General features: G+C 36.4%; 12 protein-coding genes and 1 pseudogene. 9 read left to right on the top strand and 4 right to left on the bottom strand.

Going from position 1 to position 25,463, the window contains the following annotated elements; genetic code table 11:
- Positions 1-375: 375 nt before the first annotated feature.
- From ACLRVU_RS13960 to ACLRVU_RS13945, 4 genes are all read right to left on the bottom strand, one after another.
- Positions 376-4,611, bottom strand: a complete 4,236-nt coding sequence (locus ACLRVU_RS13960; RefSeq protein ID WP_161129042.1) for a SpaA isopeptide-forming pilin-related protein — start codon at positions 4,609-4,611, stop codon at positions 376-378.
- Between the two features lie 367 nt (positions 4,612-4,978).
- Complete coding sequence (locus tag ACLRVU_RS13955) at positions 4,979-5,812, bottom strand: class C sortase (protein WP_009269687.1); 834 nt, start codon at positions 5,810-5,812, stop codon at positions 4,979-4,981.
- Positions 5,809-6,633, bottom strand: coding sequence for a class C sortase (locus ACLRVU_RS13950; protein ID WP_009269686.1), 825 nt, complete (start codon positions 6,631-6,633; stop codon positions 5,809-5,811). The genes ACLRVU_RS13955 and ACLRVU_RS13950 overlap by 4 nt, the downstream gene beginning before the upstream one ends.
- A gap of 7 nt (positions 6,634-6,640) precedes the next feature.
- A complete protein-coding gene (locus ACLRVU_RS13945; protein WP_161129043.1) occupies positions 6,641-8,269 on the bottom strand; it encodes an isopeptide-forming domain-containing fimbrial protein in 1,629 nt (542 codons plus the stop codon).
- 2,519 nt (positions 8,270-10,788) lie between these two features.
- Between ACLRVU_RS13945 and ACLRVU_RS13940 the strand changes: the two genes are divergently transcribed.
- The 9 genes and pseudogenes from ACLRVU_RS13940 to ACLRVU_RS13900 form a co-directional block, all read left to right on the top strand.
- Positions 10,789-11,610 carry a ParA family protein gene (locus ACLRVU_RS13940; RefSeq protein ID WP_216881443.1) on the top strand — a complete coding sequence of 274 codons (822 nt, stop codon included), beginning with the start codon at positions 10,789-10,791 and terminating at the stop codon, positions 11,608-11,610.
- On the top strand, positions 11,567-12,517 hold the full coding sequence (locus ACLRVU_RS13935) for a ParB/RepB/Spo0J family partition protein (RefSeq protein WP_216881446.1): 951 nt from the start codon (positions 11,567-11,569) through the stop codon (positions 12,515-12,517). Before ACLRVU_RS13940 ends, ACLRVU_RS13935 begins: the two co-directional genes overlap by 44 nt.
- A gap of 9 nt (positions 12,518-12,526) precedes the next feature.
- A complete protein-coding gene (locus ACLRVU_RS13930; protein WP_008816972.1) occupies positions 12,527-13,306 on the top strand; it encodes a hypothetical protein in 780 nt (259 codons plus the stop codon).
- Entirely contained in the window at positions 13,293-13,904 is a 612-nt protein-coding gene (locus ACLRVU_RS13925; RefSeq protein ID WP_008816971.1) for a hypothetical protein, read from the top strand. Before ACLRVU_RS13930 ends, ACLRVU_RS13925 begins: the two co-directional genes overlap by 14 nt.
- The gene (locus ACLRVU_RS13920; RefSeq protein WP_008816970.1) at positions 13,904-14,617 is read left to right on the top strand and encodes an LPD28 domain-containing protein; all 714 of its coding nucleotides are present in this window, start codon (positions 13,904-13,906) and stop codon (positions 14,615-14,617) included. Before ACLRVU_RS13925 ends, ACLRVU_RS13920 begins: the two co-directional genes overlap by 1 nt.
- 810 nt (positions 14,618-15,427) lie before the next feature.
- Positions 15,428-15,769, top strand: a complete 342-nt coding sequence (locus ACLRVU_RS13915) for a TnpV protein (RefSeq protein ID WP_084801257.1) — start codon at positions 15,428-15,430, stop codon at positions 15,767-15,769.
- Complete coding sequence (locus tag ACLRVU_RS13910) at positions 15,697-21,165, top strand: DEAD/DEAH box helicase family protein (RefSeq protein ID WP_217781039.1); 5,469 nt, start codon at positions 15,697-15,699, stop codon at positions 21,163-21,165. The genes ACLRVU_RS13915 and ACLRVU_RS13910 overlap by 73 nt, the downstream gene beginning before the upstream one ends.
- 577 nt (positions 21,166-21,742) lie before the next feature.
- Entirely contained in the window at positions 21,743-23,557 is a 1,815-nt protein-coding gene (locus ACLRVU_RS13905) for a reverse transcriptase domain-containing protein (RefSeq protein ID WP_008817044.1), read from the top strand.
- A 104-nt stretch (positions 23,558-23,661) separates the two neighbouring features.
- Positions 23,662-25,416, top strand: a pseudogene (locus tag ACLRVU_RS13900) (helicase-related protein); the annotation flags it as partial.
- Between the last annotated feature and the right edge of the window lie 47 nt (positions 25,417-25,463).

Genomic DNA, 25,463 nt, shown 5'->3' with positions numbered 1-25,463 from the left:
TCCAAAAAAAATACAAAAAACACTATTCCAAAGATAAAAACGTATACATTGCTTTTTAATCAGCAGCATATACGTTTTTTTATTCTGCTCCCTTATGAAAGTGCTTTTTTCTAAATGGCAGAACGCTTTTCTAACACCCAATAACGATAATGAGGACTTCCGCAATAAGGACATTTTAAAAGGAAAAAAGCAGAACGATATAGGTATCACGTTTTCTATCTGTTTCCAAGTGTGTATTATTTTTCATGCCGCAGAATCATAATCAATAAATTACCTCATCCAGAGCAAAGAGAATAGGATGGTGATGTATACTTATCCTGTGCTTTTGCACTTCGTCGGCGATTGCTGTTTACTAATATATATCTTTGACGTATTTTATATTTTTTCCTTCCTTGTTTTCTTTTTATATATTATCCAGATTCCGGCGATCAACATGAAAGCCGCACCAGTAAACAGCATACTCTGTGTACCTGAATTTCCGGTAATCGGTATTTCACCAAGTCTGTAATTAACCAAAATCAATACACCGTTATGAATTTCAAAAGCTGGTGGTCTATGTATACTGTTTATTTCAAATGCATCTTTTACATAATCAAAATGTAAAATCCACTGTCCGTTCGGTAAAACATAGTCCTCAGGAGCACGATATTCAATCAAACGATATTCCAAACTCTTTTTTAAGTTTTGAAAACTCACATTTCCATGCTCATCCGAGACTTGTTTCTCAACTTGTTTCCAGCAATTCGTTTGTATCTGCCCGCTTAGTTCTCCATCATCGTTTACCTTTAATAATTCATCTGCATGATTGTGAGTTGCATCACTACACGTTAACTGATAGAGAACAAAACCGGCATTTGCTAATACAGTTTTGTCTTTATCCGTTTTCATAAAGGCAAAATCCACCAATTCTGATTTCTTTTCGTGATACGTAATCTCACTTTCTTTTTCATATGCAGCGCCGTTTATATTCGTTATTTTCGCTTGATTTATGAAAACCACTGCATCCTCTGACTCATCAACAGTCGTTGGGATTACAAAATGGACAACATCACCGGCTAATAACGCAAGAATTTTAAATCTTAATGTTTGCTTATCTCTTGTAACACTTACTTCATCTGATTCAGATACCAGCTTCATTTGTGATACGTCATTTCCTGGATACCATTTTATATTTTCAAAATCAATCGTTAAACCTTGTGGTATGGGATCTTCTATACAAACATCCTTCAAAGGTATAGCATTTTCCTTATTTTCGACGCTTACATCATACGTCAATATATCATTATTTTTCACTTGTGTTGGAGCATCAAGCGTTCCTGTTTCTGGATCGCTTTTTTTATGAATTTCTATATCCGGATTCCGTAAGGATACTACAGTTTCTAATGTTTGCAGGGTTTCGCTTTTCTCTACTCCACCGCTGGCTAACAACGTTTGATTACGAACCCATGCAGTATTATAGGCCTTCGCATCTTTCTCTATGTATTCCTTTACATGTTGTGTTGGTGCTTTCATCAATATTTTTATCAATACAGTTTGCTCGCTGTCTAAAATATATTCGTTTCCGCTAGTATCTTTACTCAAATCAACAGCAATTGCCGTTACATCCGCCATATCATTTGGCGGTGTTGTGCTCCAAATGGTGGGATCGTTAATATTGGCGTCATCGATCATCTCGCCATTCATGCTTGACGACAATTTCATGTTATCTTTTGTTGAATAATATACAACAGGTGAAATTCCCTTTAGCTGCGCTTGACTGGTATCCACTCCTACCAGCGTTCCTTGCCAATATTCACGATCTTTAAAATCTGACTCCAAGATATCATAGAATATAAGACCCTTCGTTTTGATATTTTTTTCATTACCTATTCTCAGCTGATAAGAATAGGCTCCTCCACCTATTGTTGAACTGGTTTTTGAATAAGCGATATCCCCATCGGACTTTACTCGTTTACTGAAAGAAAGCTCTGAATTTACAACGCCGCTTATTTGTACCCGCGCTTCTGCATATAATGTATCCTTAACGAGATCACCGCCAAATTTTCCATCCTCATCAACATCTTTAAGTATATCTTTGTCAGTTATTTTGTCACCGCCATCATCTGCAAAACCTTTAAATATTTCTCCCGCACCTGATTTATATGCTACGCTATTCAATGGTATATTCCCAAAGTCAAGAAGGGATTCCCAAGGATAATATGCGTCATAAGTTATATAAAATCCTGTGCCAAACTTGCCATAAGTTGCCTCGTAGAATAGGTTTTCTATAGTTTCAGGCACTGTGATATGAAGAATCAGCATGGTTCTCCCTGTGCCCTTATAATTATCAATAGTTTCTACTGTATGCTCAAATTGTTCTCCTTTCAGAGTACGACCATAGCTTCCTAATTCTAATGCATAGCTTTTTATACTAGAATAATCAGCATACATACCTAGTGGCAACAAATCATAAAATATCGCACTTCTTTGCTCCTTTACCATATTTGTATTTTTCAGTTCCTCTTTTGTAGCATAAAAAGGATCATCACCAAATTCACGGTCTAAGTACTCGCCGCCGGTTATTGTGTAGTTTATTTTGAATCGAGAATTGGACGGTTCATTAATTACCTTAGAAGCTTCTTTAGTTATATTGTTTTTCAAGATGGGATTTTTTAATGTAACAGCGGCTCTATCATGTTGTCCGTATTGATCGTTATTACCAAAAACTAATTTATCACGCTTCATTACTTCATCTTTTAATGTCCCTCCTATAGACATCTCTGCATAAGGATTTACCCAACTCTGATTGCTGTCTTTAACAACATATGTGCTGATATTCGTTAACGTTAAAGATGTTTTATTTAGTGCAGTTTGTTTGATTTTATCTGTAGCATATAAGCCGATTGTTACATTGAGATCAAGATCACTTTTATGATATTTTGTTTCTCTTTTAGCTCGCACTCCTGTCGTACCTTCTGGTAATTCTTTTACAGATATAGCTCCGTAATCTTTTGTTGTTCCATCCGGGAAACTAAGGTGATATGATTTTCTGCTAATTCGATCAGTAAACGGCTTTCCCGTTACTAATTCCTTCCATTCACCATGAATTCCTTGCTGATATTCTATGGTAATCGGTGTCCATTCATCATAGTTCTTATCTTCCTCTACACCACCACTTCCGTCTTCTTCGTTCATCTTGTAATTATATTGCTCATCAGTTACCTTAATCGATGAAATATAATATTCTCCATCAGTTAATCGCTCATTTTCTAATGCTACAAAATCATCAGTCACCTCTACAGAATATGATTTTTTACCATAATTCTCGATATTATTTCCATCTCCGTCTAATGTTAAAATACCGCCTGTAGCAGTAGAAGTATTTCTAAAATCATTAGTAGCAGGTAATTTTGCATTAACAGCAGCTTGTTCTATGGCGTATAAGTATCCAAGCAATTGACTGCTTGTACCGCCTGAATACCTCTTTTCCAAACCATAGTTGCCTGGGGGATAGCGAAAGTTTATATCCACATAGGTATACATTGCATCATCTTTTACTTCCTTGGAATAGCTGCCATCTTCTGGATACAAATTCTCTAACCGTACCGTGATTTCATTTTTGATTTCTTTCGTGTTTTCTAATTCTGATCTTGGATACTTTATAAGTACATAACCGATATGAAAATCATAGGAGTCAGAATTCTTAATTTTACTAGGTTTAGTTACATCAATTTGAAAGACCGGATGATCACTTTGGTAATATTTAGAATTCATTATCATATCCATTCCCCAACGATAATCTGTCCATCCTACTACCTCTCCTTGATTGCTTAAGGTATCTGTAAAAATCAATTTAAAAGGCATTGTAAATGATGTAGAACGTACGGTTGTGTCTATTTTCCATTCAACGAAAAAATAGTCCTTTGCATCATCGGGTTCTTCTCCCCATTTTTTATTCCATGTTTCATATTTTTTAGATTTAGTTAATTCAACACGATGAATATTTGACTCCGTTTGATATGTTAACGTTAATCGATTTGTTATTTGTTCATAATCAATAGAACTGTCATCATTGAAAATCTTTATATTTGCACTTAACTCTTTCTCATATCCTCTAACTATCTCACTTGGAAGTCCGCTTTTATATAAAATATCAAATTTTACAACCATTGCATCATTGATAACAGATGTATTATAAACGACAAGCTCGCCTGTTTCTTCATCAACACGATAAGCAAAACTTCCATCAGACGCCCCCGAACCAAAACCTATTTCATATTCGCCGCATGCTGCTTGGCTTCTGTTATAAAAAATAGTACTTGGCAATCGTATCTCTAATTGGTTTTCTGAAATATTTGCCGCTTCACTCAAGGACAAATGCACTTCTGCTTGTATTGAGGTTCCTGCAGCATCCCTATCATTAAACTCCGGTTTCAATGTGACAACCGTCCCGGTTTCATCGTAAATAATATTTTTACCATTAGCCTGTGTTTTCCATTCAATCGAAAAGTTTTCAATAGGAGAAGCATTATTGATGCTTGCAACAATTTGAAAAATTCCAAAACCTGTTGATGTAAAGAACATTGCACTTACAACAATACATACTAAAATTCTTTTCCAAAAATCCTTCATTCCTTTACCTCCTATCCTTTATTTATAGCGTCAAACAAACAGGATAAATTGTTCATTATTACTTTTCTATAAGCGAACCCTCTCTTTGATATAGCCTATTCAATGTATAATAAACAGGCAATATTGTAAATCATTATTGAATTATCTTACATCATCGGATGTTTTTGTTGATAATTTGATAATAGCAGCAACACTTAAGGCAAGGCAATATTTGAATCGTGTCTTTTTAAGTGTTTTATATTCAAGATATTTTCTAGGTTACTTACGATATTTCTATCTCTTGTGGACAAAACTATGCTAATAAAACATTGTTGTTTTCCTTGATTCTTTTCTCCCATACGCAATACTAAAATGAAGACAGTACGATTCACATTTTATTCATCCGAATGCTTTCGATTATCAGAATCACGGCAAGCAAGCCGGAAGCAAACAATAGACAATTGTTTAACGTTTTTTCTATCGCAATCTCTTTTCTAGACGATGTATACGTAACCCCTTTTGGTAATTCAATATCGTTGTAAATGCTTTTTCTGCTCGCATAAACAACATAGCGTTGTGTTTCCATCCCATATGGATGACAGGTAAATAAAGTGATCATATCCTGATTGGGTAATATTTTTACTGCTTCAATCTCATTTGGTTCTATTACGATTTTTTTTATTACAAAATATGTCAATGTTTCCCAAGGATTTGTTATCCTTATTTCATCACCAATAGCAAGATTCTCAATATTCTTAAACAATTGCTCGCCATGATAACCACCACGATGACCTGCAATGACGCAATTCGTATTCTCTCCACCAATAGGCATACTTGTTTGCGACATTATGGCTACACCTTTGTTCAAATTATTGTAGTTTGCTCCTATAAATAAGGGGATTTGCACATCCAGCTTTGGTATCTCTATATAACCGATGATATTCATATCCAGATTCAATATACCCAAATCAAATGTGTTTTGCGAATAACTCCATGCGTCTTTCAAATCTTTCTGGTGCTCTTTATATATTTTCTCATTATATTGCTTCATTTGTTGATACAATGCATCCTTATCTGATTGATTTGCAATCGTTTCTTTGAATGACTGTATCTTTTGTTTTTGCTCAATGGTTGTGAAAAAACTATGTATTTTTGGAAATGATAAAATACCTAAACCGAGCAAAAGCAGTAAAACTATGAAACGAAACTCCCACTTTTTCATAAATTCCTCCTCAAATGGGAACGAATGAAAATACTGATTCCTAGGAATATTATAGTTCCAAATAAGAAATATATTTTCATAGAGCTTTTTTTCTCTTGTACGATTTCCTTTCCTTCAGGTATATAATCGTATCTTTCACCGCGTACAAGTAAACGATGTGTATTTACTCCATAAGGAGTACATGTCATCAATGTTACCAAATCTTTATCCTTTTCTAACATCATATAGATGTTAATATGATCGGGAAGAACAGTTTCTACTTGGTCAATCTTATATGCCAGCGTTCGATCCAATACATGAATAAGAAACAGATCGTTTTTTTTCAGTTCATTTAATTTGGAAAATAATTCTGCGCTTGGTAATCCTCTGTGGGCACAAACGATAGAATGACGATTTTTTCCGCCAATCGGTAAAGATGTTCCTTCAATGTGACCTGCGCCTTTCGCTAAGACATCTTCACTCACTCCATGATAGATTGGTAAATTAACATGTATTTTAGGTATTTCTATATACGCCATTACACCATCTTCTAAAATATTTAATGTATGCAAATAATTTTCCGGCAACACATACCCACTATTTAAAACAAATGGATCATGTACAGGATCTCCGGCCAGATTGTCATTATATTCAACTGCTTGCTTCCATATTTGTTTGATTTCTTCCTTTGATTTCTCATTCATTGTTGCCGTGTATGTATGGATAACCTTTGACTGAACATGTAAAGCATATTTATTTGCAATCGATGGATATAGGAAGATGCTTGCACCTATTAAGAAAATCAAAATAGGTGCGTAAGATTTTATTTTTTGTATAAACATTCATGTATTACTTTGCGTTGCTTCTGCATTTCCTATTTCTTGCGTAGAGCAGAACTGCTCCCCCCATTACAACGATACCTCCAAGCGTAAACATCAAAGTTCCTGTCCCTCCGGTAACCGGAAGATTAAAATCCTCAGGTGTTCTGTTCTTAACTATAAATGAAAAATTTCCGGATCCTGTCGTAGCATTGTTGATTATTTCATATGTTCCATTATTGGTAATCTCTATTTTATCTAATTTACCATCAGGAACATTTTTAGAATTTTCATCAACTGTATCTTCCAATGTGATTTCTATATATCCTGTAGGCTTTACATATCCTTCCGGGGCTTTTGTTTCGATCAATCGATATGTACCTGTGTCTAACCCATCAATTTGAATCGAGCTTTCTTTACTGATTTCTATATCTGATACCGGTGTTACAGCAGTATCAAATGCATCTGCGCTCCCATAAAATATATAATGATGTAGATCATTTGTATCCTGTACGAATTGTAAAACATCTCCATCAGCATCTTGTAACTGGAATACGGCACCTGTTAAATACGTTGTTCCGTTTTCGTCTTTTTTATCAAAATTTATTTCATATGTGTATGTTTTCTTTTTTGACTCAATTTCATATGTATCATTTTTATATGGATTTGGGTTATATTTCAGTGAAGCGGTATTTTCAATTTCATCAAGTTCCAACGCCTCTTCAGTTATCCTTTCTTGATACAATACATAGACGACTTCTCCTTGGTGGTTTTCTAAAAAACTCTCTTTTACTACAATTTTAAATGCATTCTCTGTCTTCGTTAACGTATAATCCGTAATTTTACTCATAGAATCGCTGCCATCCGCATGTAAAGAAACTACAATGGAATCAGGAACTAATTTCAGTCCTTTTCCGCCTTGATCAGATATTTCAAATATTTTATAGATAGAGTCAGCTGGATATACAGGTATCTGGGCATTCAAACGATAATTGACAATCTTGCCGATACCGGTTGTTATCTCACTGATATCAGGAATTTCTTTTTCAAAACCAGGTTCTTTGTCTTGTTTCATAACGAGTGTAATGCTTTCCTTTGGATTTTCATAAGATCCGTCTTTCTGTTTGGCTGGCAACACGTTCACGGATGTTGCTTTATACATTATTCCAGTATTATTTGGGTTTTCAGCTAAAACTAAATATCCTCCCCATCCGTTACCATTGATTGTAACATTTTTATTTCCGTCTGCAGTTGCGTCTTTTTTGTCTGCAAAGTTGATCTTTCCTTGATAATATGCAGCTGTCATCTTTTGCCAGAATGTATTTGCCTCTGCACTATTACTTCCCAATTTTTGAAAGGTATCGGTAACTTCCTTTGTACTATTATCGATATATTGTGGGAATTTGTCTGAAACCCAATTCTTAACTGAATCATTCCATGTCAAAACCGGCATATTGAAATTGCCATCGGAATCCAAATTTAAATCTACTGTTTTCAACACTTCAACATGGGTTCCTTCCGTTAGATTCGTAACCGTAAAAGATTGTGAAAAGGAAGGATTTAAAGATCCTACAGCGATTGCTTCAATACCAGAGAAAATTAACATCGTAAGAATCATACAAAAAGATACTATAAAAGATAAAATTTTTTCTTTTTTCATTGTTCATACTCTCCTTTATGTGTACAATATCTGTACTTAATATTTTTTTTCAAAAATCAACACATCCATAATGCAATGGGAACGATATACTTCATGAAAGAAACCATAACATGAACCATAGCAGGAAAAATAAGTTAAGTTCTGTAGAGAAAGTTAGGTCATACACAAACGCAGTGACAGTGTCATGGTGAAGTTCTCTCATTCCGTTCATGGTCGAAAAACAAGAAAATAAGTATTCCTTCAATCAAATCATATAACCCTCCAATAGCAGAGGACTATAAAGGGGCGCTTAGGTGTATTTGATATTTCATGAAGTACTGAAAGAAAAAATACAATCAATGCCTTCTATATGCTTTTTTCTTTTGTTATCCTCTATTCGTATGAAAAGAGTCATCAAGTTACCTAATAATCGGATTTTAATAAATGTTTCATGATGAAAGAGGTAGTTTTCGTTTATTTATTATGATAATGTAGATTCCATAGAATGCTTGGATGGGGAATGGTTTCAAAATTTCTAACAGATTAAACCTATTTTCCATTGTAGAAGATAGCTACAATTCCTATTATCTGGTATTCTTTTGCGGAATCATTGTTAGCATATTACAGATCATAAACAAATACCTATGCATCACCTTTTCTTATCCCTCCTCTCATCCTAGCTTTTCAAGCTAGGATAACAATTAGTTATTCATAATGTTATACTTAATTAAACAGAGGTGAATAGCAGGTAAAATGTAAAAAAAACAGCGTAAAACACAAAAAAAAGAGACAATATAGCAAAAAAAATGCATGTCTCTAAATGTATAACATTATGAATGTCTTGTTAAAGATTAGTCTACAATCATTAACATATATATAATAGCATATAATAGGAAATTATGTATATTTTATAATAAAATTCTGCAATTCAGACAAAAGGTATAGCGACAAAGGAAAGTAAGGGCTACATTATGAGTCAAGGAATGGTGATACTCTATGTTAGCGAAAAAAGACAAAGATAAAGCAATAGAATTGTTGAAGCAGGGTATAATTACAAATCTTTTAAATTATGTTCAAAATGGGCTGGACGGATTTTCATGACAGCTGGTATTCGGCTTCTGTTGTTATCAACATGTTATATATGCAAATCGCAATGACAAAGAGTATTCCATTTTCCTAGAAAGTTCCAAATGGATTTCAAACACTTGATGAAATGAGTGAAGAATATGTTAATCTCATGATGCAAAAAGGATTAGCTGATGCAAAAGCAGGAAGATCTTGTCCCGTAAATAGTGTGTTCAACGATTTAAGACAGAAAATAAATGATAAATAGATACGTATTTAGTTAACGTTACGAAATCTGCTGAAAATCAATTAAGAGAAATCAGAACTATATTGTAAACGGATTACAAGCACCTGATAGCGTAAACCGCTTCCTTGATTATTTGGAATAAGAGTTTCATTCATTATCACAATTGCCACAGCATATCGTTTAGTTGATGAGGAATCTTGGCATTTTAAGGTATTCATAAAATGGTAGTAAAAATTTTCATTGCATACTTTTGGACTAATGAAGAAAACATGATTGTTCATATAACTGAAATAGTTTATAAAAAAAGGGATCAAATAAAACAGCTTCTAAAAATGAATATGGAATAAGGCAGACAGGCATATCTGTCTTTTTGATACGAGGGGGATAAATTATGGAAGTATTTAAGATTTTTATTATAATTCTGTTTTGTATTTTCATATGAATTTTCATTTGATTCAGAAAAACAACTATGGAAGGGCTTATTGATACTGATAAAAAAGTGTATTAAAATACGTTTAAGCGAAGAACTATTTCATCAACTGAATGAAATGATTTCTCGCACATCTTTATCAAGAGAAAAATATTTGCGATGTTAGATTTCTGGTACCGTGCCAAAAAGAAAGGCCTTAAGAAAATTCTCTCGAAATCATTAAACGAAATAATTTCAATCATTTAGTGATGATTGCTCATAAAACAGGCAGTATAGATATCGTTCGTTATAAGAGAGATTTTGCACTATACGTTACAGCCCTTTTCATGATAAACCTACTTATCCTGGTCTATCACTACAATCTCTGATTGTCTTATCTAGTCATGTTAGCAAAATACGATTTTTCTTAGCAATTCAACCGAAAAGCGTTTGACTCCATCCAGAAATATTTGTGAAATATCCACAAGAATAAATCTTCTTGAAAGTAAAAAAACACATCGACAGCTTGGTGTCAATGTGCTTAAAACCCTTTAAAATGGCGTCCCTGATTGGACTCGAACCAACTACGTTCCGCTTAGGAGTACAAAATCACAGCATTCTTATAGATTCATCAAAACTGATATAGTGTTAGTAAGTCCTTTAAATAAAGGGCTTTTTTGCATTCTATTTGATTTTTGGTACCATTCGATATCGTCTTGTTTCCATTTTCTGATTAGCAAGCGATTAGCAACCCTTCTTATTTTGAATCATATACATAGCCACGAATATGTGGCATGAAGAAAGGAGGTATCAAGGGTTATGAGTAGAATTATTACAATAGCTAATCAAAAAGGAGGTGTAGGAAAAACAGTAACAACTCTGTGCTTAGGAGTTGTGTTAGCAGAAAATGGAAAGAAAGTATTATTAGTAGATTTTGACCCACAAGGTGATTTAACTAAGGGACTAGGCTTTCGTGATGATGATTCATATATGTATTCATTGAAGGAAGCATTATTTAATGAGATACAAGAAGAAAACATAAGTCACGACGATTATGTTATTCATACTAAGGAAAATGTTGATCTAATCCCTGCGAATACGAGTCTATCAGGTGTTGACATACAATTAGCAAGTGTTATGAGCCGTGAAACAGTTTTTAAGCGTTTCATAAACAAATTCAGAAGTAAATATGACTATATCTTGATTGATAGCAACCCAGCTCTTAATCTATTTATGATTAATGCATTAACAGCTGCCGATAGTGTAATCATTCCAGTACAAGCGGAACCTTATGCAACAGATGGGTTGAATGATCTAGTTCGTACTATTTTGAATGCAAAAAAGCAGTTAAATCCAAAACTTAGTATAGATGGAATTTTGATAACGATGACAGATGCTAGAACTAATTTATCAAAACATATTTCAAGCGAAGTACGTTTGAATTTTGGTAACCATATCAAGGTATTTAAGGAAGAAATACCTAGGAGCGTTAAAACAGCAGAGGCTTCTCTATCAGGTCAAAGTCCAATACTATATTCACCAAATACTGACACAACACAAGCATATAGACAATTTGCTAAGGAGGTATTAAAAGGTCATGTCAAAACCACTACCAAAAATCAACACAAGTTCACTCGATGAGCTATTTTCGACGGAGGATGAACGTCAGGAAGAAAACAAGGAGCGTGTTGAGAGTATTCCCATTACAAAAATCAAAGACTTTAACAACCATCCTTATCATGTTAGAACTGATGAGGATATGATACATCTAGTGGAAAGTATAAAAGAAAACGGACAACTTGTTCCTGTTCTTGTGCGCCCAACCACTGATGGATTTGAAATGATATCAGGACATCGCAGAAAATACGCATTAGAACTTATTGGGCAAAATGAAGTACATGCGATTGTTCGTAATCTAACAGATGAACAGGCAACAATCCTCATGGTCGATAGCAACATTCAAAGAGAACATATACTGCCAAGTGAGCGAGGGTTTGCTTATAAAATGAAATTAGAGGCAATGAAACATCAAGGAAAAAGGACGGATTTAACTTGTGGACAACTTGGCCACAAGTTGAATGGTAAAAAATCCATCCAAATTCTTGCTGAAGATGTTGGAGATAGTTTCAAACAGATTCAACGCTATATTCGCCTAACCGAATTGATTGAACCATTGAGAGTTTTAGTGGATGGTTTAAGTGAAGATGGTAAAAAAATCGCACTTAATCCAGCTGTGGAACTCTCTTTTTTAAACAAAGAACAGCAGCAGGATGTTTATAAATTTATACAAGAATTAGATGCAACTCCCTCTTATGCTCAAACAATGAGAATGAAAGAACTTGCTAAAAGCAATCGACTTGACGAAAACGTAATCTATACCATCATGACAGAGGAAAAAGCAAATCAAAAAGATAAGTTATCTTTCAAAATGGATCAAGTAGATAAATATTTTCCGAAATCTTATACGCCACGGCAAAAACAAGAAACGATATTGCGTTTATTGGACCAATGGGCAAAGCATCGAAGTGAGCGGAAAGAATCGCGATAGGATGGCATGATGAACATGGTTAAATATGAAGTTATTTTGGACAGATTAGAAAAACTTACAAATGATATACGATTTAAGAATGGCAATCATCTCAGTGATATATATGAATGCTTGATGGCGAATGATGAAGAGCGTATGTATGTTGATTATATTCTTGATAAACAACAAGAAGATGGAACGATTCAAGTTAAGGCATTGGCACATAATGAGGTGGATTCATCTCATATCTGTGAGATACATTTAGATAATCAAGGTCATATTGAATACGGTATCGTACCAGATTGGGACTATAATGTGGATTCTTATTTGTTGGATGATTTGGAGAATGGTTTTGAAATCAAATATATGCCGTTAGAGGATCATGCAGTACATTGGTACTGCATAAATGATTTACGAGGAGAAATAGGTGCTGAAAAAGGTCTACAGCTATATCTTGCTTATTGTCAAGCACATGACATTACTCATGAATCACTTTTGACTGTCAGGAAAGATGCTCCGGATATTCATGACCTGTATCAAGAAGTCAATCAAAACTATAAAATCATTGCAGAGGAAAGCTGTGGACACAAAGCAGTAGTTCTGGCATATAACAAACGTGCTCCTCAGCGTTATGTCACATGGAATACGACACGTAATCGTGAACGAGGGTATGACCAAGGGCATTATTACAACGATTATGGCAGAGCATTTAAAGATTTCAAAATAAGAAGTCATGAAATGCTGGAGAAACATATCCATCTGCAGAAAGAACGAAGCAAGCCGAAGGAGAAACAACATGGAGAACGATAAAAAAATCATCAGCCTTGACGATACTGAATATGAGTTATTAAAAGAAGATATAGTTGGTGGAAATAATTTCTATATGGCAGCTATGGTAGGAGATAATAGACTTTCATATATAACTGGTACTATTGACAAAACGTTAGCTGCAGCAGGTAGAGAATATTATTCAATTGATGGTAAAAGTGATGATTATATGGAAGTTGCAGAGTATTATTATGGAACGTTAATGAGAGAATTACAGCAGGTACGAGAAAGTGAACCAAGGGATATACCTATTATGGTATTATCATCTTCAGACTGCAATTCGATTCACGATTATACAACACTTATTGGAAAATTAGTGGTATTGAATGCAGATGTCCTCTATCCTGAATTTCAAAATTCAACGCACCAGCTTTATTTTGCAAAGGGAGGTTTTGGCTGTAATCCGGAAGGTACTGGAAACGCAATCTTTGCAGAAAATCTTTATACGGGTGAGTCATGCCGTATTGAACGCTATGAAGTCATTGGTGTCATAAAACAGGATAAGCTCCCTCAGTGGGCGAAGGATAAACTGGAGGAAAAGGAATCTCAGAAAGAAAAACCGAAAGGAGAAGAACGATAATGTTAAAAGCAGATGTACATTATCAGGGTGAACATGTCCAGATAGATTTTCATGATTCATGGGAAGAAATCGGAAAGGCATGTATCAAACTGGTCGATGCCCCATTTGACAGATTGACAGCAAAGAATGTGGAATTTCTTGTTTCTTCTGGGAGACTCTATACAAAATTGCAGAAAGTTGTAAATGAAGAGGATACGCTTAGAGATATTTTCCTCGCTTATAAAAAATTGCAATATGGCAGCAAGGAATTTTCTCAACAATTCATAAGGAGTTATCATGAATATCATAGTGCTTATGAAATTGACGATGCATATACAAAATTTCGTCAAAATCAGATTCATGAAATGACACCAGATGAATATCAGGTGTATCGTTCTGATCCCAATAACAGCTATTATGAGTTAATGAAGATATATGATATTCCTGTCTTATTTACTCCATCAAGGATAAGCTTGAAGAATGTACCTAGAGGACTGCATCGTTACGAAATCAGGCATGATGATGAGTGCCAAGGAATTATGTGTCAACTTGCAAGAGGTATCTTGGTCAATCATTGGGGAACTATCTTATCAAATAGCCCAATAAAACTTGACGCGGATGGATATCGTGATATTGACGAAGAGAAAGACATCATATATATGGATGCTCCCGATATGACGATTAAAGAATATAAGATTGAATATAAGCCAAAGCACAAAGAAAAAGAACGTTAGGAGGGTAGTGAATGGCAAGAAATTATAAGGAAGTTCATGAAATCTGGAAAGAACAAGCACTTGAAATCAGTTCTTCTCCAGATCATTGGATTTCCTTTTTAAGTACCGCCTCATGGCATTATAAATATAGCTTTGAGGATCAGATACTGATTTATGCACAAAGACCAGATGCGACGGCTTGTGCTGGATATGAAGATTGGAATAACAAAATGAATCGCTATATCCGGCGTGGTTCTAAAGGGATAGCATTGCTGGGTGACAACGGGTATTCCCTGCGGTATGTTTTTGATATAGTGGACACAGGAAGCGTAATGCATCGTCCTTTAAAACTTTGGAGCATCCATGAGCAAGACCATGTAGAAGTCATTGAGATGCTGAATGATAAATTTGACACTGGCGAAAGCCATGATTTAGGGATTGTACTAAAAGCACTTGCTGAAATGATTGTTGAGGATAATTATCAGGATTATGTAGCGGTGTTGGTAAAATATCATAAAGGGAGTGGTCTGTCAGAATTAGATGGTATTGAAATCAATCATGAATTTAAAATATTGGTTGAATATTCTCTGGCATATATGCTAATGAACCGATGTGGTATTGATCCTATGAAATACCTTACCATTGATGACTTCTCATCTATCACCTTGTTTGATACATTGGATGTGATTGGACAGCTTGGCGTCACGAATTGTGATTTGAGTCGTGAAGCCTTTAAAGATATATCAAGCAAAGCACGTGAAATCATGATTCGTACACTTGAAGAAAACAAGAATATAAAGCAGAATATAGAAAAAGAAGGGAGCGATTTAAATGCAAGAAATCACGTACAGTCAGGTAGAAGATTATCAGATGCCAAATATCAAGGAGATGAAACCAGTGCTAAACAACCGATACGCAAGATTGAGGCTGGACTATCTGAAAGTGAGTCAGCCGGGACACCTGTTTGCATTGAGAGCGAACAACGAATTACACCAGCATTTGAAGGAGATATCAGATCAGGCATACCAGAGAATGGAAGTCTTGATGAGTCAGATGTTGGAGAAAACACCAGCTCCGGACAAAGAACAGGACATGATGGCATGGGTGGGCTTCATGAACAACCTGAAAGCGAGCGCCGAGGAAATCATATTACAGGAGATCGTTTACAGCTAGATTTGAATTTAGGCGATGTTGAAGTTAAAAAGGAGCCAGAAACACCGCCTTTTAATATGGATGATTTACCGCGATTATTGCGTGGCGCACATAAACTGAATCATTCTAAGGAAGATATTGTTGAATATTTTAATAGTCATACAGATGATGTTGACAGAGCGAATTATATAAGAGAGGCTTATGACGATACATTGATTATGATTTACCGTGATGAAGATCATTATGATTTATCATACCTTGGTTATAAGAAAATTGGAGATAAGTTGAACGTTTGGTCTGGGAATTGGCAAAAACCTATAACAGAATCCTCTTTATCATTCCATGAGGTTCAACAAGAAATCGCTCAATTGATAAAAGCAGAGGAATATCTTTTATCTCCTTGGGATAAAATGACATCTTTACAAAAAGCGTATGAACGAGGTCATATAAATTCTGATGTTAATCGACGCTTTTTTTCTTATCATGATTTTCTACTTGCCAGCGCTCCTGAGATTTTAGCTGAGTTTAAAAATCAGAAGGATTTAAAAGAATGTGGTGAATATTTAAAATCCATTTATCCTGATGGTGTATATGAATTTGAAGCTGATGAAATAATGCTAGGTTTTGAAAAACAGGATGACCAGTTACTTTACTATATGGGTTCTTATGATAACCAAGTAGATTCACATGAATACACGTGGGAATTGGTAGCGCAGAATGTTGATGGATTGATTTTATCAAGATATTATGCTCCTGATATACAAATTCCAACTGTTGAGGAACAGTTAAATGCCTTATATGAAAATGAGGAATCCTTTAAAAATGGTATCTTTTTTTCACAGGAAGAAATTGATCGTATCCTAACAAGAGGTAATAAATATCGCATATATCAACAGTTTTTGAAATATGAAAGTACAAAGGAAAATGTAGCATTTCTCAAAAATGAGTATGGAACTGGCGGCAGTAGCCCGGCTGTTGGATGGATTGACGTTTGGCATGATGGTAAGGGTATCAGATTAAAACGTGGAGATATTGGTAATGCAGATATTGATATCCTATTGAAATGGAATCAAGTTAGCAAACGAATCAGTGAATTGATAGCTGCTGGACGCTATCTCAGCCCTGCCGAAAAAGAACAGTACCCAAAATATCTTCAAGAGCAGATGGAGCGTCAATTGGAATATGAACGTAGGCAGAAAGAAAAGGAATTAGGTATTGAGAAGACTTATGATGCTGAAGAACCTAAGGACACTGTTATGGTTTATCAATGGCAGACTGGCGATATTGTTCATATTGGCGCAACCGATTATGAAATCATTGAGGATGGAGATCCTATCGTATTACAAGATAAGGAATTTCCTTTATTTATTGAGAATTTTTCTAAAGAACAACTACTGCAATTATTAAAGGAAAATCCACTAAATGATAGTCTACTTGTAGGCGTTCCTGTAAATGCTGAACAGGAAATAAAACAGCAAGCAGAAACGATTACAGATGAATATGCTACAGATCCAAAACGAAAATTATATGAGCAGTTTTCACTGTTTGCAGATTCCATACTGCAAGGTACGACTGTACTTCTGACAATGGAAACTGGAGGATCAGATCATCCATTGATGATATCCCATGTTGATAACAATGATATTATCACGATGTTTCACTGTTATGAAGTCAATGGGTTAGAAGTTAATGAACCTATGATGGAGTTTCAATTAAATGAAACGCATCGTCTGCTAAATCCTTTATCATATGAAAATCAGCTTCTTGGAGTATCGTTCAATGCAAAAGAGAATGAAAGTAACTTAAGCAATGATGATGTTGAGAAGGCACTTTTTAATTATGCAGAGAAGTGGTTTCATAATATCATAGATAAGAAATACTACATGAATTTTGAGCAGCTTTATGGGAATGCAGAAAAAACAGGTAGCATCTACAATTTGGATTATAACAAGGATAAGATGATAACCATAACGGACATGCCATATGCAATATTGGTTGATTACGCCAAAGAGCACGGTATGACGATTGCAGAAAATGTGCGTGATAAACGTGAAAAAAAGGTTATCACAAATGTGCTATATAAATTGAAAATCAATGATGTCCGATTGACATGGAAGAATCATTCCCTTGTTGCCAAAGATGATGAGAATGTCTGGTATGGAAAAGCATTCTATGATTTTATCCTAGATGAGGCTTTGGTCTATGATGAACAACAGCAACCTCAGCTTATACGCATGGAAGATTATGAGGAACTACTAAGTCTGAGGGAATCTTATGTTGTGAAGGATAACAAAAAAGTAGTTTCAACTGTAGAAGTATCCCAAGGAATCAGTGATGCTCCACTCATCAATTATCATATTATGACGGATGCTTTAGGTGTCGGTACACCCAAAGAACGATATCGAAATAACATAGCAGCCATTCGACTGCTTTTTTCTTTGGAGAAGGAAAACCGTAAAGCGACTACTGAAGAACAGGAAATTCTTGCTCAATACGTAGGATGGGGCGGTTTGTCAGAGGTCTTTGATGAAAGCAAAGGCAGCTGGGCCGATGAATATGTAGAACTGAAGGCATTATTAAATGAGGATGAATATCGCAGTGCCAGAGAATCTACCCTTTCAGCCTTTTATACTTCTCCTGTTGTAATCGAGAGTATCTATCAGGTGCTAGACAACTTAGGGTTTCGTAGAGGAAATATCTTAGAACCGTCCTGTGGTATTGGAAACTTCTTAGGGATGTTGCCAGAAAGTATGCAGGAATCGAAGCTATATGGTATTGAACTGGATGCTATCACTGGTAGAATTGCTAAGCAGCTCTATCAAAAAGAAAGTATTGCAGTAGAGGGTTATGAAGATACAAAACTCCCTGATTCTTTCTTTGATGTCGCAATAGGCAATATACCATTCGGACAATTCAAAGTATCGGATAAGCGTTATGATAAACTGAATTTTAATATACACGACTATTTTTTCGCCAAGACACTGGACAAAGTACGCCCAGGGGGAATTATTGCTTTTGTGACTTCCCGTTATACGATGGATAAGCAAAATGGCAAGGTTCGTGAATATATCAATGAACGTGCTGAATTATTAGGTGCAATCAGATTGCCAAATACTGCTTTTAAAGACAGTGCCAATACAAAGGCAGTCAGTGATATCCTGTTTTTACAAAAGCGGGATGCGCCTATCGTAAAACAGAGCGAGTGGACATATACCAGCAAAGATGAGCATGGATATGTCATGAATAATTATTTTATCGAACATCCGGAAATGGTCTTAGGTCATGTGGAAATGACAAAAGCTATGTACGGGCGTGAAGATTTGACAGTCGTTCCATTTGAGAACATACCGTTGCAAGAGTCATTACAGAAAGCAATCAGCCATATCTATGGATATATTGATGAAAGAACAATCGTACCTGATGATCTCGATCATGAGAATGAAGAAATCATAACGATACCCGCTGACCCAACGGTTCGCAACTTCAGCTATACTTTGGTAGAGGATGATGTTTATTATCGGGAAAACAGTATCATGACGAAAATGGAACTATCCAAAACAGCCATGAATCGTATCACTGGATTGATTGATATTAGAAACTGTGTACGACAGTTGATTGAATACGAAATGGAAGATTATCCTGATGAGCAGATCAATCAGCAGCAGGATGAACTGAATCGGCTGTATGATAATTTTACGAAGTCTTATGGTCTGATCAACAGTCGTGGCAACAGCATGGCTTTTCGTGATGATGATTCGTATTACCTTCTTTGTTCGTTGGAAAATTTAAATGAAGATGGAACCTTAAAAAGCAAGGCAGACATTTTTTATGAGCGTACGATTGGTAAAAAAGTGGTTATAGATAAAGCTGAAACGTCAAACGAAGCATTGCTGCTATCTTTATCGGAAAAAGCTAAGGTAGACCTAGATTATATGTCCTCGCTGACTGGTTTTGATAAAACAAAGATACTGAGTGATCTGCATGGTGTCATCTATAAGATTCCCAATGCAGCAGAACCTGATAATGACGATGTTTATGTTACTGCTGATGAATATTTAAGTGGAAACATTAGAAATAAACTACGTATTGCAGAATTATCAGCGAAACTTGATCCACAGTATGAGCAACATGTAGAGGCGTTAAAGCAGGCTATGCCGACAGAATTAAGTGCATCAGAGATTGATGTGCGCATTGGTGCTACATGGATTCCAAGTACTGATTATGAGGCATTCATGAATGAAATCTTGTCCATGTCATTTTTTGCTAAGGAGAACATTCATGTATCTTATAATAAGATTGACAGCTCTTGGAGTATCTCAAATAAAACAAGAGATAGAAACAATATCAAAGCTGAAAAGACTTATGGTACACATCGAGCGAATGCTTACCGGTTGATAGAGGATTGCTTAAACTTGAAAAGCACAAAAATTTTTGATTATGAATATGATGAAGAAGGAAGAAAAAAACAAGTCCTCAATAAAAAGGAAACAATGATTGCCCAGCAGAAACAGGACAGTATCAAAGAGGCTTTTTTGAATTGGGTCTGGAAAGACTTTGATAGACGGGAACGTTTGACGAAATTTTATAATGAAAAATTCAATTCTATTCGACCTAGAAATTATAATGGAGATCATTTAACCTTTCCGGGTATGAATACTGAAATCACACTGAGAAGCAATCAAAGTGATGCGGTAGCTCGTGGACTTTATGGTGGTAATTCTTTGCTTGCTCACGTTGTTGGTGCAGGGAAAACATATGAAATGATTGCTATCTGTATGGAGTTGAAACGTCTTGCCTTGGCACAGAAGTCGCTCTTTGTCGTACCCAATCATCTGGTTGAACAATGGGGTTCTGATTTTCTAAGACTCTATCCAGCAGCGAATGTTCTTGTTGCCAGAAAGCAGGACTTTGAAAAAAACAAGCGAAAGAAATTCTGTTCACGAATCGCAACTGGAGATTATGATGCCATTATTATGGGACACAGTACCTTTGGTAAAATCCCAATGTCTGCGCAGCGGCAAAAGAAAACACTGGAAAAGCAGTTGGACACAATCGTTGAAGGTATTCAACAATTGAAAGATGATGATGCCCCAAGATATACGGTAAAACAGTTAGAGAAGACAAAAAAGAATTTGAAGAAGCGCCTTGAGAAGTTAAATGATGATGCAAGAAAAGATGATGTCATCACATTTGAGGAACTTGGAATAGACCATCTGTTCGTCGATGAAAGTCATAACTTTAAAAATCTGTTTCTCTATACAAAGATGCGTAATGTTGCGGGATTATCACAGACTGATGCACAAAAGTCATCTGATTTATATATGAAATGTCAGTACCTGAATGAGATTACAGGCGGAAAAGGCATCACATTTGCGACAGGAACACCGATCAGCAATTCCATGACCGTGCGCCCGTAAGGGGCTGTAATAATCTTACCTTGAGCAAGTAATAGGGCAAGGTATTAAAGCGGAATAATCCGCACCCTATCGTCACCCGACTTATCCGAAAGGGGAAACCCGACGGGGAGTGTAGCATGTCGGAGGGCACGAAACACGGAAACTTCCAAAGTGTTTGCGTGGTAGTGACGAAAAGTTATGAATAAGGATGAAAGCTAAACTGCCTGAATGACAGTCGGAGATTGGGCAAAATGTTGCTCCATGCGTAAGGAAGTTATACTCGCATGTACTCTGGTGGATATGAGTCGGCCATGCGTACCCACAAGATACCCAGAGTAAATCAGCCATAGGATAATGGAAAACGGCGAACGTCACATCCGAAATCATAGCAGGCTTATGTTATTACAGTTCTAAACGGGGATTGCCTACGGTAAAACGCCGAAATATCGGCTATGAGTGCTATGAGAAAAAGCGACTCTGAATATTTACTATGGCAACAGAGTCTCCGTAGTAGTCCGAGGGCGGGAAAGCCGTCCACATGGCGAAGGGAGACAGTCTTTCTTCAATACAAATAACAAGGAAAGGTGCGTGAGGCATTATGAGAAGTCCCGAAAATGTATTGAAAAGTTTAAGTGAAAAAGCAAAAAACAAAGATTACAGGTACGAGAGATTATACCGTAACCTGTACAATCCAGAGTTCTATCTGCTCGCATACCAGAATATTGCGACCTCTCAGGGGAGCATGACGGCAGGGGCAGATGGACTCACTCTTGATGGTATGAGCATGGAGCGCATTGAAAAACTCATTGCGAAATTAAGAGACCATTCATACCAACCGAACCCAGCAAGGCGTGTCTATATTGCGAAGAAAAATAGCAATAAAAAGCGCCCATTGGGGATTCCGTCAACGGACGATAAACTGTTGCAGGAAGTCGTCCGTATGATATTAGAAGCAATTTATGAGCCGACATTCTCCGATAATTCACATGGTTTTAGACCGAAAAGAAGCTGCCATACAGCATTAAAAGAAATTGTAACGCTGTTTACTGGCGCAAAGTGGATAATCGAGGGAGATATTAAGGCTTGCTTTGACAGCTTCGACCACCATATCACAATACAGCTTCTGAGAAAACGCATAAAAGATGAAGCATTCATATCGCTGATGTGGAAATTTTTAAGGGCAGGATATATGGAACAGTGGACATACCATGAAACGTACTCCGGCAGTCCGCAGGGCTCCGGTGTCAGTCCGATACTTGCAAACATCTACCTAAATGAACTCGATGAGTTTATGGGGAAGATGAAAAAAAGTTTTGACAAAGGCGATACAAGAAACCGTAAAGTCCACAAAGACCATGATAAGGTACGCTGGGCTTATCGGAAAGCGCAGAAAAATCTGGAAACAGAGCGCACAGAAGCAAACCTGACCACATTTAAAGAAGCAAGAAAAGTGATGCTGTCCACGCCGCATTTAGATGAAATGGATAAGAGTTACAAAAGGCTTCAATACAACCGTTACGCTGATGACTTTCTGATTTCGATAACAGGCTCAAAGCAGGATGCCGAAAATATCAAGGAACAGGTGAGGATATTTCTGAAAGACAAGTTAAATCTTACGATGTCAGAGGAGAAAACTCACGTTACCCATTCCTCTGAAAAGGTGCGTTATCTTGGATACGACATAAGAATATCAAGAAGTCAGGATACGAAGCGGACGAAAAAAGGCTTACAACGGGTGTGGTATGGAAAAGTGCAGTTATATATGCCGAAAGAAAAATGGATTGCAAAACTGCATGAATACGGAGCATTTAAAATCAAAAAGGACGAGAACGGCAAAGAGAATTGGAAACCGCTCCACAGAGGGGCGCTTATGCCATTGGATGATGTGGCAATCATCAGCAAGTATAATTCAGAAATCAGAGGTTTGTACAACTATTACAGATTGGCAATCAATGTATGCAATCTGGGAAAATTCCATTCTATCATGCGTTGCAGTTGCCTAAAAACGCTGGCGGCAAAATATAATTCTTCTGTTATGAAGATGTATAAGAAGTACCGCAGTGAAAAGGGCGACCTCGGCGCAGATTATAAAACCAAGAGTGGAACAAAGCGATGTGAATTTTACAATGAGGGATTCAGGCGTAACAAGAATATCGCTCCCGAATTTGTAGACATTATGCCGAAGTATAGAGGTCGGATAAAACCGAACAGCCTTGCAGGACGCTTAAAAAGCGGAAAATGTGAAATGTGTGGGGCAAGCCCTGTAAAAGTGTATATGCACCATGTGCAACGCTTAAAAGATTTAAATGCTGATAATGAATTTGACGGACTGATGTTACAGAAAAGGCGGAAGTCACTGGCTCTCTGCCCGAAATGCTATGAAGAAGCAAAGCTAAAATCACTTAAACTATGAAAGATGGCGAGCCGTGTACATCGAGAGGTGTAAGCACGGTTCTGGAGGGGGTTACGCCAAGACCGCTGACGAAAGGAAGTATGGCGTGGCGTTTCCTACCTTATGAAATGTATACGATACAGCGCTATCTGCAATATGACCTACTGGAAGAACATGGACTTGAGAACTTTGATGCTTGGGCATCTACCTTTGGTGAAACAGTATCCGCAATCGAACTTGCACCAGAAGGAACCGGTTATCGCATGAAAACCAGATTCTCACGATTTTATAACTTGCCGGAACTTATTTCCATGTTTAAAGAGATCGCTGATATTAAAACTGCCGATATGTTGAATTTGCCTACGCCTACAGCACATTATGAAACAATAGCAGTAAAGCCTAGTGAGATGCAGAAAAGCATCGTAGAATCGCTTGCAAAGCGTGCAGAGAAAGTAAGAAACGGTGAGGACCCACGAATAGACAACATGCTTAAGATTACCAATGATGGAAGAAAACTAGCGTTAGACCAGCGATTGATTGATGATAGACTGGAGGACTTTAAAAATAGTAAGGTCAATATTTGTATTCAGAAGGTATTGTCTATTTACAAAGAAACAGAAGAGAAAAAATCCACGCAGTTAATATTTTGTGATATGTCCACTCCACATAGAAAGTCATCTTCTGTGAAAGAACAAATAGAAGCAGGAAACGAACTGTTATTTACAAATGTGTACGATGATATCGCTGAGAAACTAATAAGACGTGGTGTGCCGGCTGATGAAATTGCTTATATTCATGATGCCGAAACAGATGCTACCAAGAAGGAATTATTTGCAAAGGTACGCACTGGAAGTATCCGTATTTTGTTAGGTTCAACCCAAAAGATGGGAGCAGGAACGAATGTACAAGATCTGTTGATTGCATCACATGACCTTGATTGTCCTTGGCGTCCATCTGATTTGGAACAGCGTGGAGGTAGAATCGTTAGGCAAGGCAATACCAACAGTGATGTTTATATCTATCGTTATGTTACCGAACAGACGTTTGATGCTTATTTGTATCAGCTGGTCGAAGGAAAACAAAAGTTTATATCACAGATTATGACATCAAAAAGCCCTGTACGCTCGGCTGAAGATATTGATGATGCGACCCTTTCTTACGCTGAAATCAAAGCATTAGCCAGCGGCAATCCTAAAATTAAAGAGAAGATGGATCTTGATATACAGGTCAGTAAACTCAAGATGGCGAAAGCAAATTATCTTTCAGAACGATATGATTTAGAGGATAGAATCATAAAATATTATCCAAAGAAGATATCTTTACTGGAAGAAAATATACGTGGTCTAAAGAATGATATAGCCACACTCAAACCTGTGGAAGACTTTTCTGGAATGATGATTAACAATATTCGTTATGATGAGAAGGAACATGCTGGTAATAGCCTAATATTGATGTGTAAAAAAATGGAATCATCAGAGCAGAAAGCAATAGGTGAATATCGAGGATTCCAAATGCTTCTTTCTTATGATGTTTTCAATAAAGCTTTCGTGTTGACTTTGAAAAAGGAAACAGCTTATTCCGTTGAATTGGGTGATGACGTTTATGGAAATCTAAAACGTATTGATAATCTTTTGAACTCCTATCCTGACAAGTTAAAAAACGAAGAGGCACTATTTGAGGACGTGAAAAAACAGTTGGGAAATGCAAAGGAGGAAGTCAATCGACCTTTTGAAAAAGAAGAGGAGTTAAAGGAAAAGACTAAAAGGCTATCAGAATTAAATAAGGAATTGGATATCAGCAATAAGAATGATCCTAGCACAGTATTTGTGGATGATGAGCCGGATGAGAACGTGGAAAGTCGTAATGAAATGACACGATAGTAAAAATGAGAGATTGAGGACTTCATAGTTTTGGAGTCCTTTTTACT

The sequence above is a fragment of the Beduini sp. genome (assembly GCF_047239305.1).
Classification (GTDB): Bacteria; Bacillota_I; Bacilli_A; order Erysipelotrichales; family Coprobacillaceae; genus Beduini.
Note: the sequence above shows the minus strand (reverse complement) of the source record. Positions and strands in the feature narration are given on the sequence as shown.

Excerpts from the sequence above, each read along its gene's own strand:
- ACLRVU_RS13960 (WP_161129042.1), bottom strand. The coding sequence starts at position 4,611 with ATGAAGGATTTTTGGAAAAGAATTTTAGTATGTATTGTTGTAAGTGCA.
- ACLRVU_RS13955 (WP_009269687.1), bottom strand. The coding sequence starts at position 5,812 with ATGAAAAAGTGGGAGTTTCGTTTCATAGTTTTACTGCTTTTGCTCGGT.
- ACLRVU_RS13950 (WP_009269686.1), bottom strand. The coding sequence starts at position 6,633 with ATGTTTATACAAAAAATAAAATCTTACGCACCTATTTTGATTTTCTTA.
- ACLRVU_RS13945 (WP_161129043.1), bottom strand. The coding sequence starts at position 8,269 with ATGAAAAAAGAAAAAATTTTATCTTTTATAGTATCTTTTTGTATGATT.
- ACLRVU_RS13940 (WP_216881443.1), top strand. The coding sequence starts at position 10,789 with ATGAGTAGAATTATTACAATAGCTAATCAAAAAGGAGGTGTAGGAAAA.
- ACLRVU_RS13935 (WP_216881446.1), top strand. The coding sequence starts at position 11,567 with ATGTCAAAACCACTACCAAAAATCAACACAAGTTCACTCGATGAGCTA.
- ACLRVU_RS13930 (WP_008816972.1), top strand. The coding sequence starts at position 12,527 with ATGAACATGGTTAAATATGAAGTTATTTTGGACAGATTAGAAAAACTT.
- ACLRVU_RS13925 (WP_008816971.1), top strand. The coding sequence starts at position 13,293 with ATGGAGAACGATAAAAAAATCATCAGCCTTGACGATACTGAATATGAG.
- ACLRVU_RS13920 (WP_008816970.1), top strand. The coding sequence starts at position 13,904 with ATGTTAAAAGCAGATGTACATTATCAGGGTGAACATGTCCAGATAGAT.
- ACLRVU_RS13915 (WP_084801257.1), top strand. The coding sequence starts at position 15,428 with ATGCAAGAAATCACGTACAGTCAGGTAGAAGATTATCAGATGCCAAAT.
- ACLRVU_RS13910 (WP_217781039.1), top strand. The coding sequence starts at position 15,697 with ATGGGTGGGCTTCATGAACAACCTGAAAGCGAGCGCCGAGGAAATCAT.
- ACLRVU_RS13905 (WP_008817044.1), top strand. The coding sequence starts at position 21,743 with ATGAGAAGTCCCGAAAATGTATTGAAAAGTTTAAGTGAAAAAGCAAAA.